This window comes from Pseudoxanthomonas sp. (assembly GCF_036845285.1).
Classification (GTDB): Bacteria; Pseudomonadota; Gammaproteobacteria; order Xanthomonadales; family Xanthomonadaceae; genus Pseudoxanthomonas_A.
The window spans coordinates 416,779-431,419 of record NZ_DAIUEE010000001.1 but is presented as its reverse complement, the minus strand read 5'-3'; the positions used below and the strand labels follow the sequence as shown (position 1 = coordinate 431,419).

The following is a 14,641-nucleotide window of genomic DNA, read 5'->3' as shown; positions in this document are numbered from 1 at the left end:
GCGGCTGACATGACGCCCCGGCTTGCGCTGGTCCCGGGCGAGCCTGGCGGCATTGGACCGGAACTCTGCGTGCGGTTGGCGCAGCAACTCCGCCAGGACTGCTCCCTGCTCGCCTTTGGCGACGCCGCCACGCTTGGCGCCGCCGCCGATGCCCTCGGCCTTCCGCTCCGCTTGCTCGTTGAACACGAGGTCGCCTCGCAGCCAGGCGACCTGCCTCTTCGGCCCGTACCCAACGCGGCGCCCAGCACCTTCGGCAGCACGGACGCGCGCAACGCACGCGCGGTCATCGATGCGCTGACGATGGCGGCGGATGCCTGCCTGCGCGGCGAGCTCGATGGCCTGGTCACCGGCCCCGTGCACAAGGCAGCCATCAACGCCGGCGGCATCGCCTACAGCGGCACGACCGAGCTGTTGGCCGAACACGCACGCCGCCCCGTGGTGATGATGCTCGCCAACGACATCGTGCGCGTCGCGCTCGCGACCACGCACCTGCCCCTGCGCGACGTGCCGGATGCCATCACGTCCGCTGCGCTGGCGCAGGTCGTGCGCATCACGCATGCCGCGCTGCGTACCGACTTCGGCATTCCCGACCCCGTCATCGCCGTGCTGGGCCTCAACCCGCATGCAGGCGAAGCCGGGCACCTGGGGCGGGAAGAGATCGAGGTGATCGAACCGCTGCTTCACGCCTTGCGTGCCGAGGGACTCCGCCTGGAAGGTCCCCTGCCCGCCGACACGGCGTTCCTGCCGCAGAAGCTGCGCGGTTTCGACGCCGTCATCGCGATGTACCACGACCAGGGCCTGCCGGTGCTCAAGTACAGCGGCTTCGAGCAGGCCGTGAACCTGACCCTCGGACTGCCCTATCCGCGCGTGGCGGTCGACCACGGCACCGCGCTCGACCTGGCGGGCAAGGGCATCGCGGACCCGTCCAGCCTGTTCGCCGCCGTCGCCACCTGCGCACGGATGGCGGCCGCCCGCGCGCGCTGACGGCACGCCGGCGGGCGGGCGATGCGCCCTTCCCGCATAATTCCCGCATGTCGCATTTCAAGGCTCCGCCCAAGAAGTCCCTCGGCCAGCACTTCCTGACCGATCGCAGCTACATCGACAAGATCGTGATGGCGGTGAATCCGCAGCCGCACGACCGTCTGGTGGAGATCGGTCCGGGCCAGGGGGCGATCACCTTCCCGCTGCTGCGGAAACATGGGGAACTCACCGCGATCGAATTCGATCGCGACCTGATCACGCCGCTGATGGAAGCCTCCGAAGGCGTCGGCCGGCTGACCATCATCCACAAGAACGTGCTGGACGTGGATTTCGGCAAGCTCGCCGGCGAGGAGAAGCTGCGCCTGGTGGGCAACCTGCCGTACAACCTGTCCTCGCCCATCCTGTTCCATGCCATCGAACACGCGGCGTCGATCCACGACATGGTCTTCATGCTGCAGAAGGAAGTCGTCGACCGCATGGCCGCCGAACCGGGCAGCAAGGTCTATGGCCGGCTTAGCGTGATGCTGCAGGCCTACTGCCGCGTGGATTCGCTGTTCGTGGTGCCACCGGGCGCGTTCCGTCCTCCCCCGAAGGTGGATTCGGCGGTCGCGCGACTGGTGCCGCGCGATGCGGCCGCCGTCGGCATCACGGACCACCGTCGTTTCGGCGACGTCGTGCGCGCCGCGTTCGGCCAGCGCCGCAAGACGCTGCGCAATGCGCTGGGCGGCACCTGCAGCACCGAGCAGATCGAAGCCGCCGGCCTGCGCCCCGATGCGCGCGCCGAGCAGATCGAAGTGGATGGCTTCATCCGCCTGGCCAACCTGCCCGTGGAAGGCTGACCGCACGACCCGCAAGGCGTTGTTTCCGCTTTTACACGCCTTTGCATACACTTCCCGCATGGACTCCCCCGACTACGCCATCGACGTCGACGTCGCCACGCGCTTCCTGGACGACCAGTCCACGCCCGAGGACGGGCGCTATGTGTTCGCCTACACGATCCGCATCCACAACCGCGGCAACGTGCCCGCGCAGCTCCTGCGCCGCCACTGGGTCATCACCGACGCCAACGGCAAGGTGGAGGAAGTGGATGGCGAAGGCGTCGTCGGCGAACAGCCCTGGCTGAGGCCGGGGGAGGATTTCCGCTACACCTCCGGCGCCATCCTGGAAACCTCGCTGGGCACGATGCAGGGACGCTACGACATGCTCGCCGACGACGGCACCCGTTTCGACGCACCCATCGCCACCTTCACCCTGTCCGTCCCGCGGACGCTGCACTGAGCCCGCCGCGATGACGGTCTGGGCCATCGGCGACCTGCAGGGCTGCTACGACGCCACGCAACGGCTGCTGGAGAAAATCCGCTTCGACCCCGCGCAGGACCGCCTGTGGTTCTGCGGCGACCTGGTCAACCGCGGCGGCCAGTCGCTGGAGACGTTGCGGCTGGTGCATTCGCTGCGCGACCACAGCACCACCGTGCTGGGCAACCACGACCTGTCGCTGCTGGCCATCGGCGAGCGATCGCCGGACGAACAGCGCAAGGTCAATCCCGACCTGCAACGCGTGGTGCTGGCCGACGACGCGCGCGTGCTGCTGGACTGGCTGCGCATGCAGAAGCTGGTGCACGTCGACCGCGAGCTCGGCTGGATGATGGTGCACGCCGGCCTCGCGCCGAAATGGACCACCGCGCTGGCCGAGAAGCATGCGCGCGAAGTGGAGCAGCAGCTGCACGGCAACGCCTACCGCAAGCTGTTCCGCAACATGTACGGCGACAAGCCAAACTGGGCGCCGCACCTGTCGGGCCACGACCGCTCCCGGGCCATCATCAACGTGCTGACCCGCATGCGCTATTGCACGCCGCGCGGGCGCATGGCGATCGAAGAGAAGGAAGCGCCGGGTCGTCAGGCGCAAGGCCTCTACCCGTGGTACGAGGTGCCCGGCCGCGCCGAGCGCGACCTGAAGATCGTCTGCGGGCACTGGTCCACGCTGGGCCTGATGATCGGCCACGGCGTGCATGCCATCGACACCGGCGCGGTCTGGGGCGGCAAGCTCACCGCGTTGCAACTCGATACCGACGAACTGCGGCTGATGCAGGTGCCCGGCCGCGACGTGCCGCCGCCACCGAAGGGCGAGTTGCCGAAGGACTGACGTGCGGCGTCAGGGTCTCGTGCTGTTGTTCCTTGCCTCGGCCGTCCTTGCATCGTGCGGCGGCGACCCGCCTGCAGCACCGGCATCCAGCGATGCATTAGCCACGGCCGACGAAACACGCCCTGTTTCGCCGCCGCTGGTGGCCGCCGCACGCGCGCAGATCGGTGTGGTCCGCGTCTACGACCCCGCCTATTTCGGGTTGTCGTACCCGGGCGGCGACGTGCCGCCCGATCGCGGCGTCTGCACCGATGTGGTGATCCGTGCGTTGCGTACGCAGGGACTGGACCTGCAGCAGGCCATCCACGAGGACATGCTCACGCACTTCGACCTCTATCCAGACCGATGGGGCCTGAGCCAACCAGACCGCAGCATCGACCACCGCCGCGTCCCCAACCAGATGCGCTGGTTCGAGCGGCATGGATGGAGCCGGAACGCCGGTCGCACGGCGGATGATTTCGCGCCCGGCGACATCGTGGCGTGGACACTCACCGGCAGCGGCCTGCTGCACATCGGCATCGTGTCGGACCGCCGCAACCACGACGGGACGCCATTGATCCTGCACAACATCAATGCCGGCACGCAGGAAGACGACCTCCTGTTCCGTCACGCCATCATCGGCCATTACCGGATGCCGGCAGCCCCGTGATCCATCGTAGCGTGCGCTACGCGCACGACCGCACGGACTCGATACCGCGCACTCGTGCGCACGGCGCACGCTACGTTTGGTCAGGCACGCCGATATTCGACGAAATCGAACCCGGACGCGTGTCGGGCATCGGCCGGATGCGGTTCGCGTGCGACCTGCCGCCACTGGCCGCCGTCGAACGCCGGGAAGAACGCATGCGCGTCATCGACCACGGCGTCGACCTCGGTCAGGTGCAGCACGTCGGCCCGGTCCAGCGTCAACGCGTAGATCTCGCCGCCACCGATCACGCAAAGCTCGTCGCTCGCCTGCTCCGCTGCGATGCGGATCGCCTCATCGACCGAGGCGACGGCCCGCATGCCCTCGAACGGTACGCGACCGCTCCGCGTCAGCACCAGGTTCAGGCGTCCGGGCAACGCACGACCGAGCGACTCGGCGGTCTTGCGCCCCATCAGCACCGGCTTGCCCAGCGTCAGCGCCTTGAAGCGCTTCAGGTCGTCCGGCAACCGCCACGGCAGGTCGTTGTCGCGGCCGATGGCGCGACGACGGTCCAGCGCAGCGATCAGCGACACGCGCATCGACTAGACCGCCACCGGCGCCTTGATCGCCGGATGCGGGTCGTAGCCGTGGATCTCGATGTCCTCGAAGGTGAAGCCGAACAGGTCGATGACTTCGGGATTGAGGTGCAGCTTCGGCAGCGCGCGCGGTTCGCGCGACAGCTGCTCGCGCGCCTGCTCGTAATGGTTCGAATACAGGTGCGCATCGCCCAGCGTATGCACGAAGTCGCCCACGCCCAGGCCCGTCGCCTGCGCCACCATGTGCGTCAGCAGCGCATAGCTGGCGATGTTGAACGGCACGCCGAGGAAGATGTCGCCGCTGCGCTGGTAGAGCTGGCAGCTGAGCTTGCCGTCGACGACGTAGAACTGGAACAGCGAATGGCACGGCATCAGCGCCATCTTCGGCAGCTCGGCGACGTTCCAGGCGCTGATCACCAGGCGACGCGAATCGGGATTGCGCTTGATCTCGTCCACCAGCCACTGCATCTGGTCGATGGCCCTGCCGTCGGCGCCTTCCCAGCTGCGCCACTGCTTGCCGTACACCGGGCCCAGATCGCCATTCTCGTCGGCCCACTCGTCCCAGATGCCGACCTTGTTGTCCTTCAGGTAGGCGATGTTGGTCTCGCCCTTCAGGAACCACAGCAGTTCATGGATGATCGAGCGCAGGTGCAGCTTCTTGGTGGTGACGAGCGGGAAGCCTTCGTTGAGGTCGAAACGCATCTGCCAGCCGAACACGCTGCGCGTGCCGGTACCGGTGCGGTCCGACTTTTCGGAACCGTGCTCGAGTACGTGCTGCAGCAGATCGAGGTATTGCTTCATGCGTTGCCTCCGTCGAACGGCGTCATGCGGTCTTCTCCGTGCCGGCGTCCGATGTGGGCACTTCCGGCTGCAGGGTCGGCGCGCGACGCGACAGCCACAGCAGGTACAGGCCAAGCAGCACCAGCGGCACGCTGAGGATCTGGCCCTTGGTCAGCCAGTCCCACGCCACGTAGTGGCCCTCGTCCGGCACACGCACGAATTCCACCAGGAAACGGAACACGCCGTACATCAGCGCGAACAGGCCGGAGACCAGATAGCGCGGCCGCGGCTTGCGCGACACCAGCCACAGCACGACGAACATCACCAGCCCTTCGAGGAACGCCTGGTAGAGCTGCGAGGGATGGCGCGCGAACTGGTCGAGTGCGCCGGCGGCGTACTGCGCCTGCAGTTGCGCGGCATCCAGCGAGCGCAGCGCGGGATCGGTGGGGAAAATCACGCCCCATCCCGCCTCCGTCGGCTTGCCCCAGAGTTCCGCACCGATGAAGTTGCCGAGACGGCCGAATCCCAGCCCGGGAGCCACCAGCGGTGCGACGAAATCCATCGTGTCGAAGAAGCGCAGGCGATGCTTGCGCGACCACCACAACGCCGCGGCCATGACGCCCAGCAGGCCGCCGTGGAAACTCATGCCGCCTTCCCACACCTTGAAGATCGACAGCGGATGGTCGATGAAGGTGTCGAAGCCGTAGAACAGCACGTAGCCGAAACGCCCGCCCAGCACGACGCCAAGCATGCCGTAGAACATCAGGTCGGAGAACGCGTCCGCGTTCACTCCCGGCAGCCGTCCCTGCTGGGCGCGCATGCGCCCCAGCCACCAGGCCACGACGAAGGCCAGCAGGTACATCAGGCCGTACCAGTGCAGCTTGACCGGACCCAGCGAGAAGATGATCGGATCGATCTGGTGGAGGTAGATCATGCGCCTCGGCGTGGCCGGTGGGGATGGGCTATTTTGCCCCAGCCGGTACGCGCGTGGATGACCGGGACGGTAGCTGGCCGCTCAGTCGAGCAGCTGCGGGCGATTCGGCAGCTCGTCTTCGTCCGGACAGGCATCGGATTGCGGCCAGTGCGTCGCCAGCAGGTCCGACACCGCTCGGATGCCGTCGACGACGGCCTGTTCGGGATGCCCGGCGCGCATTTCCTGCTCGATCAGCCGGCAGACCCGGCTCCACTCGGCCTCCGCCACCCGGCCCTTCAGGCCGCGATCGGCCACGATCTCGATGCGCTGGTCGGCGAGCAGCAGGTAGATCAGCACGCCATTGTTGGCCTCGGTATCCCAGGTACGCAGCCGCACGAAGGCGTCATGCGCGCGCTCGCGCGCCTGCATGCCAGCCAGCAACGCGCCCACCGGCAGGTCGGACTCCACCGCGAACATCACCTCGCCGCGATGCCGGCGTTCGCCTTCCGCGATCGCCTCGGTGATGCGATGCAGGCTGTCCTCGGGGAACAACCGGCGCGACGAAGGTGCGAACAGATGGCGCAGCAGGCGCATCACCAGCTCCCCGAGGCGCCACCGCCCCCGGACATGCCGCCTCCACCGCCCCAGCCGCCTCCGAAGCCGCCTCCACCGCCTCCGAACCCGCCACCACCCCAGCCGCCGCCGCCGCCGCCCCAACCACCCCAGTCGCGGTGGCGCGCGTAACCACCGCGCGTGGAGACCGACGCGAGTCCGTAGAGCAACCCGAACACGCCGGCGATGCCTGCCGGGATCAGCGACGCGAGCAGTAGCGCGACCCCTGCTGCCGCACCGCCGGTGAACAGACCGCGCAGCCCGGCTGGCGCGCGTCCGAACACGCCACGCACGACCGTCGCCACGATGAAGGCCGCGAACAGCGCGAAGAGCCAGTCGCCGCCGCGACCGCCACCGGACTCGCGATGCGTGCTCACCGGTTCGGGCAGGGCTTCGCCGTCGATGAGCCTGACCAGCGTCGCCGTGGCATCGGCGATGCCGCCGCCGAAATCGCCGGCGCGGAACTTCGGCGCCAGATATTCCTGGATGACGCGGTTGGCGATGGCGTCCGGAACCGCGCCTTCCAGTCCATAACCAGGCTGGATGCGCACGCGCCGGTCGTCCTTGGCGACCAGCAGCAGGACGCCATCATCCACGCCCTTTCGCCCCAGCTTCCATTGGTCGAACACGCGCTGCGCGTACTGCTCGATGGTTTCCGGCTGCGTGCTGCCGACGATCAGCACCTGCAACTGGCTGCCCTTGCGCTGCTGCAGGGCCAGCGCCTGGGCTTCCAGCGACTGCCGCTGCGCGGCATCGAGCGTGCCGGTGGTATCCACCACCGGCGAGTCGAGCGCAGGAATCGCCGCCAGCGACTGCGCCCAGGCGGGCGCGGCGATCAGCAGCAGGCAGAGCGCCAGCGCGCGCAGCATGGGGGCGACGCGACGCCGCTCAGTTGCCGGGCGACGGCGGAGGTGGCGGCGTCGGGGCCTGCGGTGCCGCCGGGGCCGGCGTGCCGAAGTCGACCGCCGGTGCTTCCGAGATCGCGGCTTCGTTTTCGACGGTGAAGTTGGGCTTCTCCTTCGCGCCGGTGACCTTGGCGGTGATCACCTGCGGGAACTGGCGGATATAGGTGTTGTAGTCCTGCACGGTCTGGATGTACCGGCCGCGCGCCACGGTGATGCGGTTCTCGGTGCCTTCCAGCTGCGCCTGCAGGTCGCGGAAGGACTGGTCGGACTTCAGGTTCGGGTAGTTCTCGGTGACCACCAGCAGGCGCGACAGCGCACCGGAGAGTTCGCCCTGCGCCTGCTGGAACTGCTGCAGCGAGGCGGCATCGTCGGCGTTGACCTGGATCTGCCCGACGCGTGCGCGCGCATTGGTCACGTCGGTCAGCACCTGGCGTTCCTGCTGGGCGTAGCCCTGCACGGTCTTCACCAGGTTCGGGATCAGGTCGGCACGGCGCTTGTACTGGTTCAGCACTTCGGACCAGCCCGCCTTCACCGCTTCGTCCTTCTGCTGGATCGCGTTGTAGCCGCAACCCGACAGCAATGCGACGAGCACGACGAGCAACCACAGACGCGACACCTGGCGCATGGCACGGCACTCCGTTGAAGGACGCGCCGATTGCAGCACCTCACCCCCGGCCGCGCAAGCGGCGCGCGAGGCAGTGCCTGCATTTTCGCGTGGTTGTTATCGGGCCGTGAAAGACGAAAGGCTCCCGACGGGAGCCTTTCGCGATCGGACATGGGGATGCGCCTACTCGCGCAGCATGCGCTGGCTGGCGCGCTTCTTCGCCCACAGGTTGAGGCATTCGACCACGGCCGAGAAGCCCATCGCACCGTACAGGTAACCCTTCGGGATATGCATCTCGAAGCCGTCCAGCAGCAGGTACGCACCGACGGCGACGATGAAGGCCAGCGCCAGCATCTTGATGGTCGGATTGTTGTCGATGAACTGGCCCAGCGGCTTGGCCGCCAGCAGCATCACCGCGACCGCCAGCAGGATGGCCGCGACCATCACCGGCGTGTGGTTGGCCATGCCGACCGCCGCGATCACCGAGTCCAGCGAGAACACGATGTCGATCACCGCGATCTGCGCGATCACGCCGGCGAACGACACGGCCGGACGCGTGTGCACGTCTTCCGAATCGGGTTCGCCCTTCACCAGTTCCAGGATTTCCTTGGTGCCCTTCACCAGCAGGAACAGGCCACCGATGATCAGCACCAGGTCGCGCACCGAGATGCCCTGGCCGAACAGGGTGAACAGGTCAGCGGTCAGGCCGGCCAGCCAGGCCAGCGTCAGCAGCAGCATGATGCGGGTGATGCACGCCACCGCGATGCCGAACTTGCGCGCGACTTCGCGCTGGTGCGGCGGCAGCTTGCTGACCGCGATGGAGATGAAGACCAGGTTGTCGATGCCCAGCACGATCTCGATCGCGCTCAACGTGACCAGCGTGATCCACACCTGCGGATCGGTAAGCAGTTCCATCATCGGGGAGTACCTTGGTTCAGATCGGAAAGTCAGAGATAGCGGGGCACGAGGACCAGGCCCCAGCACAGCAGCACGTTCATCATCAGCACGAAGACAGCGGCGGAACCCATGTCCTTCGCACGGCCGGCAAGTTCGTGGTGCTCGGGACCGTAGCGCTCGATGACCGCTTCCACCGCGGAGTTCAGCAGTTCGGCGGCCAGCACCAGCAGGCAGCTGCCGATCAGCAGCGCGCGCTCCAGCCCGCTGCCACCCAACCACAGCGCCAGGGGCGCCATCACGACCAGCAGGTAGACCTCCAGGCGGAACGAGGATTCGTGCACCCACGCCGCGCGCAGGCCCTGGAAGGACCACACCGCGGCTTTGAGGATGCGGCCGGGGCCGCGGGGAAGATGTCCGGTTTCGTCAGCCATGGGCAGGTCGATGCGAAGGAGGCCCCGCATCGTCTCCGGCTGGTCAGGCGGAGCCTGGGCCAGCAGGAGGTCGGATCGGGTGGAACCGGCGCGGGCAGCGCGCCAAGGGGGCGATTTTGCCACAAGGCGCCGCCGGGCCGGTTTGCATCACCCGCGTGCGGCTGGTCCACTGGGTCCCGACCGCCCCCGAGGAGCCCTGCCCCGTGACTGTCCCGAACCACCTTCGCCTGCCCCTGTCCGCCCTTGCCCTGGTCGTCCTGCTGGGCGCCTGTGCGGGCGGCCCGCCTGCGTCCTCCGACGCACCCGCTGCCGCAGCCCCGGCAGCGAAAGCCGCGCCCCGCGTTCCGGAGCAGGTCTCCAACGCGGAGTGGGAGACCGACATGCAGCGCTTCGCGGCCGAGGACGCGCAGTCGCCGCCGCCGCGCGGCGGCGTGGTGTTCACCGGCAGTTCGTCGATCCGCCTGTGGGAGACGCTGGCGCAGGACTTCCCCGGCGTGCCGGTGATCAACCGCGGCTTCGGCGGTTCCGAACTGCGCGACAGCACCTGGTACGCGGACCGCACCCTCGTGCCGTATGCGCCGCGGCAGATCCTGATCTACGCCGGCGACAACGATCTGAATTCGGGCCGCACGCCACAGCAACTGCGCGCGGACTTCATCGCCTTCGTCCAGCGCGTGCGTCGCGACCTGCCGAAGGCGAAGATCGCCTACATCAGCACCAAGCCCAGTCCGTCGCGTGCGCAGCTGCTGCCCGCCCAGCGCGAGGCGAACGCGCTGGTACAGGCAGAAGCCAGGCGCCTGGGCGTGGACTACATCGACATCTTCACGCCCATGCTGGATGCCGCCGGCCAGCCGAACGAGGCGCTCTTCATCGACGACCGCCTGCACATGAACGCCGCCGGCTATGCCATCTGGAAGCGGGCGATCGCGCCGTACGTGAAGTGATCCCGCGACCCCGCGCCGGTGTGCCTCAGCGCCGGCGCGGCGCCCCTTCGTTCTGGTGCAGGCTCAGCACGTTGCCGTCCGGATCAAGGAAATCCAGCGACAGCCCGCCGTCGGGCGATTCGCTGACCGGCACCACGATCTCCACGCCTTTCGCGGCCAGCGCTTCCGCGTGGTCGTCGATGCCGCCGTCGAGGCTGAAGACGACCACCGGCGATTCGCCGGCGCGTGCCGGCCGTGGAATGAAGACCAGCGCGAGTTCGCCGACCTCACCCATGGCGAACGGGCCGTCGTGCCCGTCCATCGCGGCGACGGGAAGCCCCAGGGTGTCGCGGTAGAACGCCACCGACCGGGCCAGGTCGGAGACGAAGAACACGATGGCGCCTACCTTGCAGTGCGTGAGCATGGGATGTCCTCCTGTGTGATTCCCTTCTGTCCGTTGCCGCGCGAAGGCGATGTGTGAGCACCGGCATCGATCAGGATCAGGTGCCCGTCCGGATCGTGCGTCCCCAGCCCCTCGCCCGCCTGCATGGCGGCCTTCAGCGCGCGCCGGGCCAGGCCGAAGGCGAGATCGGCACTGCGTGCGGGGTCGCGCAGGTGCGCCAGTGCGATGCTTTCCGCGCGCGCCGTCGGGGACTGCGCGGCGAGTGCCTGGCGGATGCGGGTCAGCCGCTGACGGAACGCGGTCGGTTCGATGCGCAGGATCCAGCGGATCTCGTCCGCCGACAGGCCATGCAGCGCGAGTACCGCCAGCCGACGCGCCGATGGCGGCAGCGTCGCCAGCCAGGGGAGATGCGTCGCGGGCGGTCCGGTTTCCTGCGGCGATGCGGTCGCGGCGGCATCGCCTGCGTGGAGTTCGGCCTGCGCTTCGCGCCGGCGCCGCCGTACCGCGGCGCGTGCGGCCATCGCCGCCTGGCGGCGCAGAACGCCGGACAGCCAAGGCAGGTCATGGCGGCCGGCGAGCAGCCCCGCGAGCAGCGTCTCCTGCACCAGATCATCCGCTTCGTCCGCGCGCCGGCACAGCCGCAGGGCCTGCGCACGGAGCGTGCGGTGGACGGCCAGCGTCAGCGCGTCTCCGCCGCTCCCCGACGATGCCGTCATTCAGGCGTCCTGGTAGATGGCGGTACCGCGCGTGCCGTCGGGCCGCACCCAGCCCCGGTACATGCCGCGCGTATTGAGCACCAGCGCCAGGTTGCCATCGCGGTCCACGGCGATCGCACCGCCGTCGCCACCGTGCTGCGGCACCTCGCCGAGGATGACGTCTTCCACCGCATCGCGCAGGCGATCGCCGCGATACGCAACGCGCGCGGCGATATCGTGGGCTGCCGCATTGCGGATGTAGAACTCGCCCCAACCGCTGCACGACACCGCGCAGCGCGCGTCGGCCCAGGTCCCCGCGCCGATCACCGGCGAATCGCCGACACGCCCCCAGCGCTTGTTGGTCATGCCGCCGGTGGACGTCGCGGCCGCCAGGTGCCCGCGACTGTCCAGCGCCACCGCGCCGACCGTGCCGAAATACTTGCCGCGCAGGTCGTCGCCGCCTTGCCAGGCCTGCTGCTCGCGTTGCTGCGCATCGCGCAGCTGCGCGCGTCGCGCCTCGGTGGAGAACCAGCCGTTCGGCACGCGCTCGATGCCCGGCTGCGTATCGGCGAACTGCTCCGCGCCGTCGCCGATCAGGAACACGTGCGGGGAATCCTCCAGCACGCGCCGCGCCAGGCGCACCGGATGCCGCACCGTCATGACACCCGCGACCGAGCCGGCGCGTCGGTGGCGTCCCTCCATGATCGATGCATCGAGTTCGTGCCGGCCTTCGGCGGTGAACACCGATCCACGCCCGGCATTGAAGTGCGGTGAATCCTCCAGCACCGTCACGGTGGCTTCCACCGCATCCAGTGCGGTGCCGCCGGTGGCGAGGATGGCATGGCCGACATCGAGGGCACGCGCGAGTTCGGCGTGGATCGTGTTTTCCAGGTCGGCCCCCAGGCTGCCCGGCTCGATCACGCCGGCACCTCCATGGATGGCCAGTGCGAGCGGCCGGCGGGACGAATGCAGGCTCATGGCGCGGGACCGGTGGGCGCGACGGGCGTTCAGCATACTCCCGCCGCCGACCCGCACCAGCCCCGCCGCTGGCTTATTGCGAGCGCAACGCTTCGATGGGATCCAGCTGCGACGCCTTGCGGGCGGGGTAGTAACCGAAGAACAGGCCGGTGGCGATCGAGAAGCCGGCCGCCAGGCCGATGACCTGCCCGTTCAAGGCCACCGGCAGCTCGCTGAACCGGCCGACCAGCAGCGCGCCGGCCACGCCGATGACGATGCCCAGCACGCCGCCACCCAGCGACAGCAGCATGGCTTCGGCAAGGAACTGCCGTCGCACGTCGCCCGGCCCCGCGCCCACCGCCATGCGCAGGCCGATCTCGCGGATGCGCTCGGTCACCGACACCAGCATGATGTTCATGATGCCGATGCCGCCGACGATCAGCGAAATGGTCGCCACCGCACCCAGCAACAGCGACATCAGCTTGGTCGTGGCGGTGCGGGTGGCGACGATCTCCGAAATGTTGCGGACGTTGAAATCGTCCTCCTCACCCGGATTGATCCTGTGCCGCTGCCGCAGCAGCGCTTCGACTTCGCCTTGCACGTAGCTGAGGTCCTTCGCATCGGCCACGGTCAGCGCCACCTGCATCACCGCACCCGGCGGCAGGCCCATCGAACCGAGCAGGCGGCGGCGCGCGGTTTCCAGCGGCACCATCATCACGTCGTCCTGGTCCTGGCCGAAGCCGCCCTGCCCCTTCGGCGCCAGCGTCCCCACCACCGTGAACGGCACGCGGCCCAGGCGCACCGTCTGGCCAACGCCGCTGTCCTCGCCGAACAGCGTGCGCCGCACGGTGTCTCCCAGGATCACCACCTTGGCGGCACTGGAGTAGTCCTGCGCATCGAAGCCTTCGCCATTGGCGATGACCCAGCTGTTGATGTCGAAGAAATCGGCCTGCACGCCCTGCCAACTGGTGGCGGCGTTGTTCTCGGCGAACACGATCTGGGTGTTGCCGCGCAGCGCACCGGCCACGTACTGCACTTCCGGGATCTCGTTGCGGATCGCGTCGACATCGCCTTCCTTGAGCGTATAGAAGCTGCTGGAACTCATCCGCACGCCACCGCCGCCGGGACCGCGGCCCGCTCCCGGATTGACGTCCAGGCGCTGCGAGCCGAGGCCGGACACCAGCTTGTCGATCTCGGCCTGCGTGCCCTGCCCCACCGACACCATGACGATGACGGCGGCGATGCCGATGATCACGCCCAGCGAGGTCAGCGCGCTGCGCATCCAGTTGCCGCGCAGCGCGTGCAGCGCAGTGCGCAGGATGTCGGAGAATTTCATGGTTGGAAGCCGTGATGGGTGATGGGTGATGGATGATTCGCAAGAGCAAAGCGACCGTAGCCACGCTGCACCGATACATCGAAAGCTCGTTGGGGAATCGGTCTCATGGCGCATCCCTTCCAGTCACGAATCACGGATCACCGCTTCCTCGTGCAGTTCGCCATCGCGCATCACCAGGACGCGGTCGGCGTGCGCGGCGACTTCGGCGTCGTGGGTGATCAGGATGACGGTGTGGCCGTCGTCGCGCAGGCGCTTGAACAGCGCCAGGATCTCTTCGCCGGTCTTGCTGTCGAGTGCGCCCGTCGGTTCGTCCGCCAGCAGGATCGGCGGCTGGTTGATCAGCGCACGTGCGATGGCCACGCGCTGCTGCTGGCCGCCGGACAGTTCGTTGGGGCGATGGCCGGCACGCTCCGCCAGCCCGACCGCGGCCAGCGCCTGGCGCGCGCGTTCCGCGCGCTCGCCGGGCGGCACCTGCGCATAGCCCAGCGGCATCGCCACGTTCTCCAGCGCGGTCATGCGCGGCAGCAGGTGGAAGCCCTGGAACACGAAGCCGATCTTCTCCCGGCGCAGGATGGCCAGTTGCTCGGCATCCAGCGTGGCGACGTCGATGCCGTCGCACAGGTAACGACCATCGGTGGGCGTGTCCAGGCAGCCGATCAGGTTCATCAGCGTGGATTTGCCCGACCCGGACGGCCCCATGATCGCGACGAAATCGCCGCGGTCCACGCGCATGTCGACGCCGCGCAGCGCGACCACTTCCGCCTCGGTGCCGGCGGAGTAGATCTTGCCCAGCGCATGCGTCTGGATGACCGGCACGCGGTCGCCGGCAGTCGCGGACGGCAT

The 14,641-nt window shown here is 68.5% G+C and carries 19 protein-coding genes; 6 read left to right on the top strand and 13 right to left on the bottom strand.

The genetic code is table 11. The features are described 5' to 3' along the window. Positions 1 to 9: 9 nt before the first annotated feature. Genes pdxA through V7060_RS01965 form a run of 5 tightly spaced genes read left to right on the top strand, consistent with a single transcriptional unit; the run spans position 10 to position 3,770 of the window. Positions 10 to 984, top strand: coding sequence for a 4-hydroxythreonine-4-phosphate dehydrogenase PdxA (gene pdxA / locus V7060_RS01985; RefSeq protein WP_334177579.1), 975 nt, complete (start codon positions 10 to 12; stop codon positions 982 to 984). 47 nt (positions 985 to 1,031) lie between these two features. After that, complete coding sequence (gene rsmA / locus V7060_RS01980; protein WP_334177578.1) at positions 1,032 to 1,820, top strand: 16S rRNA (adenine(1518)-N(6)/adenine(1519)-N(6))-dimethyltransferase RsmA; 789 nt, start codon at positions 1,032 to 1,034, stop codon at positions 1,818 to 1,820. Between the two features lie 58 nt (positions 1,821 to 1,878). Continuing rightward, positions 1,879 to 2,259, top strand: a complete 381-nt coding sequence (apaG, locus tag V7060_RS01975; protein ID WP_334177577.1) for a Co2+/Mg2+ efflux protein ApaG — start codon at positions 1,879 to 1,881, stop codon at positions 2,257 to 2,259. A 10-nt stretch (positions 2,260 to 2,269) separates the two neighbouring features. Next, entirely contained in the window at positions 2,270 to 3,124 is an 855-nt protein-coding gene (locus tag V7060_RS01970) for a symmetrical bis(5'-nucleosyl)-tetraphosphatase (protein WP_334177576.1), read from the top strand. A 1-nt stretch (position 3,125) separates the two neighbouring features. Continuing rightward, positions 3,126 to 3,770 carry a DUF1287 domain-containing protein gene (locus V7060_RS01965; protein ID WP_334177575.1) on the top strand — a complete coding sequence of 215 codons (645 nt, stop codon included), beginning with the start codon at positions 3,126 to 3,128 and terminating at the stop codon, positions 3,768 to 3,770. Positions 3,771 to 3,850: 80 nt separating this feature from the next. Here the strand turns inward: V7060_RS01965 and V7060_RS01960 are convergent, their stop codons facing one another. From V7060_RS01960 to V7060_RS01925, 8 genes are all read right to left on the bottom strand, one after another. After that, the gene (locus tag V7060_RS01960; protein ID WP_334177574.1) at positions 3,851 to 4,345 is read right to left on the bottom strand and encodes a dihydrofolate reductase; all 495 of its coding nucleotides are present in this window, start codon (positions 4,343 to 4,345) and stop codon (positions 3,851 to 3,853) included. 3 nt (positions 4,346 to 4,348) lie between these two features. After that, a complete protein-coding gene (locus tag V7060_RS01955; protein ID WP_334177573.1) occupies positions 4,349 to 5,143 on the bottom strand; it encodes a thymidylate synthase in 795 nt (264 codons plus the stop codon). Between the two features lie 22 nt (positions 5,144 to 5,165). Beyond that, entirely contained in the window at positions 5,166 to 6,056 is an 891-nt protein-coding gene (gene lgt, locus V7060_RS01950; RefSeq protein WP_334177572.1) for a prolipoprotein diacylglyceryl transferase, read from the bottom strand. A gap of 81 nt (positions 6,057 to 6,137) precedes the next feature. After that, a complete protein-coding gene (locus V7060_RS01945; RefSeq protein ID WP_334177571.1) occupies positions 6,138 to 6,629 on the bottom strand; it encodes a TPM domain-containing protein in 492 nt (163 codons plus the stop codon). Then, the gene (locus V7060_RS01940; RefSeq protein ID WP_334177570.1) at positions 6,629 to 7,516 is read right to left on the bottom strand and encodes a TPM domain-containing protein; all 888 of its coding nucleotides are present in this window, start codon (positions 7,514 to 7,516) and stop codon (positions 6,629 to 6,631) included. The genes V7060_RS01945 and V7060_RS01940 overlap by 1 nt, the downstream gene beginning before the upstream one ends. A 19-nt stretch (positions 7,517 to 7,535) precedes the next feature. Next, entirely contained in the window at positions 7,536 to 8,177 is a 642-nt protein-coding gene (locus V7060_RS01935) for a LemA family protein (RefSeq protein ID WP_334177569.1), read from the bottom strand. 162 nt (positions 8,178 to 8,339) lie between these two features. Continuing rightward, entirely contained in the window at positions 8,340 to 9,074 is a 735-nt protein-coding gene (locus V7060_RS01930) for a TerC family protein (RefSeq protein ID WP_334177568.1), read from the bottom strand. Between the two features lie 29 nt (positions 9,075 to 9,103). Then, positions 9,104 to 9,484, bottom strand: coding sequence for a diacylglycerol kinase (locus V7060_RS01925; protein ID WP_334177567.1), 381 nt, complete (start codon positions 9,482 to 9,484; stop codon positions 9,104 to 9,106). 257 nt (positions 9,485 to 9,741) lie between these two features. Here V7060_RS01925 and V7060_RS01920 point away from each other — a divergent pair, with 257 nt between their 5' ends. Beyond that, on the top strand, positions 9,742 to 10,428 hold the full coding sequence (locus tag V7060_RS01920) for an SGNH/GDSL hydrolase family protein (protein WP_334177663.1): 687 nt from the start codon (positions 9,742 to 9,744) through the stop codon (positions 10,426 to 10,428). Positions 10,429 to 10,453: 25 nt separating this feature from the next. Here the strand turns inward: V7060_RS01920 and V7060_RS01915 are convergent, their stop codons facing one another. From V7060_RS01915 to V7060_RS01895, 5 genes are all read right to left on the bottom strand, one after another. Beyond that, entirely contained in the window at positions 10,454 to 10,831 is a 378-nt protein-coding gene (locus V7060_RS01915) for a VOC family protein (RefSeq protein WP_334177566.1), read from the bottom strand. Continuing rightward, the gene (locus tag V7060_RS01910) at positions 10,810 to 11,526 is read right to left on the bottom strand and encodes a hypothetical protein (RefSeq protein ID WP_334177565.1); all 717 of its coding nucleotides are present in this window, start codon (positions 11,524 to 11,526) and stop codon (positions 10,810 to 10,812) included. Before V7060_RS01910 ends, V7060_RS01915 begins: the two co-directional genes overlap by 22 nt. Further along, entirely contained in the window at positions 11,527 to 12,483 is a 957-nt protein-coding gene (locus V7060_RS01905) for an isoaspartyl peptidase/L-asparaginase (protein ID WP_334177564.1), read from the bottom strand. A 73-nt stretch (positions 12,484 to 12,556) separates the two neighbouring features. Next, positions 12,557 to 13,798 carry an ABC transporter permease gene (locus V7060_RS01900; RefSeq protein WP_334177563.1) on the bottom strand — a complete coding sequence of 414 codons (1,242 nt, stop codon included), beginning with the start codon at positions 13,796 to 13,798 and terminating at the stop codon, positions 12,557 to 12,559. Positions 13,799 to 13,921: 123 nt separating this feature from the next. Further along, positions 13,922 to 14,641 (bottom strand): ABC transporter ATP-binding protein, encoded by a 720-nt coding sequence (locus V7060_RS01895; protein ID WP_334177562.1) that lies wholly within the window; start codon positions 14,639 to 14,641, stop codon positions 13,922 to 13,924.

What these genes read in the sequence shown, in the direction of transcription:
- pdxA (WP_334177579.1), top strand. Translation starts at nt 10, where the DNA reads ATGACGCCCCGGCTTGCGCTGGTCCCGGGCGAGCCTGGCGGCATTGGA.
- rsmA (WP_334177578.1), top strand. Translation starts at nt 1,032, where the DNA reads ATGTCGCATTTCAAGGCTCCGCCCAAGAAGTCCCTCGGCCAGCACTTC.
- apaG (WP_334177577.1), top strand. Translation starts at nt 1,879, where the DNA reads ATGGACTCCCCCGACTACGCCATCGACGTCGACGTCGCCACGCGCTTC.
- V7060_RS01970 (WP_334177576.1), top strand. Translation starts at nt 2,270, where the DNA reads ATGACGGTCTGGGCCATCGGCGACCTGCAGGGCTGCTACGACGCCACG.
- V7060_RS01960 (WP_334177574.1), bottom strand. Translation starts at nt 4,345, where the DNA reads ATGCGCGTGTCGCTGATCGCTGCGCTGGACCGTCGTCGCGCCATCGGC.
- V7060_RS01955 (WP_334177573.1), bottom strand. Translation starts at nt 5,143, where the DNA reads ATGAAGCAATACCTCGATCTGCTGCAGCACGTACTCGAGCACGGTTCC.
- lgt (WP_334177572.1), bottom strand. Translation starts at nt 6,056, where the DNA reads ATGATCTACCTCCACCAGATCGATCCGATCATCTTCTCGCTGGGTCCG.
- V7060_RS01945 (WP_334177571.1), bottom strand. Translation starts at nt 6,629, where the DNA reads ATGCGCCTGCTGCGCCATCTGTTCGCACCTTCGTCGCGCCGGTTGTTC.
- V7060_RS01940 (WP_334177570.1), bottom strand. Translation starts at nt 7,516, where the DNA reads ATGCTGCGCGCGCTGGCGCTCTGCCTGCTGCTGATCGCCGCGCCCGCC.
- V7060_RS01935 (WP_334177569.1), bottom strand. Translation starts at nt 8,177, where the DNA reads ATGCGCCAGGTGTCGCGTCTGTGGTTGCTCGTCGTGCTCGTCGCATTG.
- V7060_RS01930 (WP_334177568.1), bottom strand. Translation starts at nt 9,074, where the DNA reads ATGATGGAACTGCTTACCGATCCGCAGGTGTGGATCACGCTGGTCACG.
- V7060_RS01925 (WP_334177567.1), bottom strand. Translation starts at nt 9,484, where the DNA reads ATGGCTGACGAAACCGGACATCTTCCCCGCGGCCCCGGCCGCATCCTC.
- V7060_RS01915 (WP_334177566.1), bottom strand. Translation starts at nt 10,831, where the DNA reads ATGCTCACGCACTGCAAGGTAGGCGCCATCGTGTTCTTCGTCTCCGAC.
- V7060_RS01910 (WP_334177565.1), bottom strand. Translation starts at nt 11,526, where the DNA reads ATGACGGCATCGTCGGGGAGCGGCGGAGACGCGCTGACGCTGGCCGTC.
- V7060_RS01905 (WP_334177564.1), bottom strand. Translation starts at nt 12,483, where the DNA reads ATGAGCCTGCATTCGTCCCGCCGGCCGCTCGCACTGGCCATCCATGGA.
- V7060_RS01900 (WP_334177563.1), bottom strand. Translation starts at nt 13,798, where the DNA reads ATGAAATTCTCCGACATCCTGCGCACTGCGCTGCACGCGCTGCGCGGC.
- V7060_RS01895 (WP_334177562.1), bottom strand. Translation starts at nt 14,641, where the DNA reads ATGCCGTCCGCGACTGCCGGCGACCGCGTGCCGGTCATCCAGACGCAT.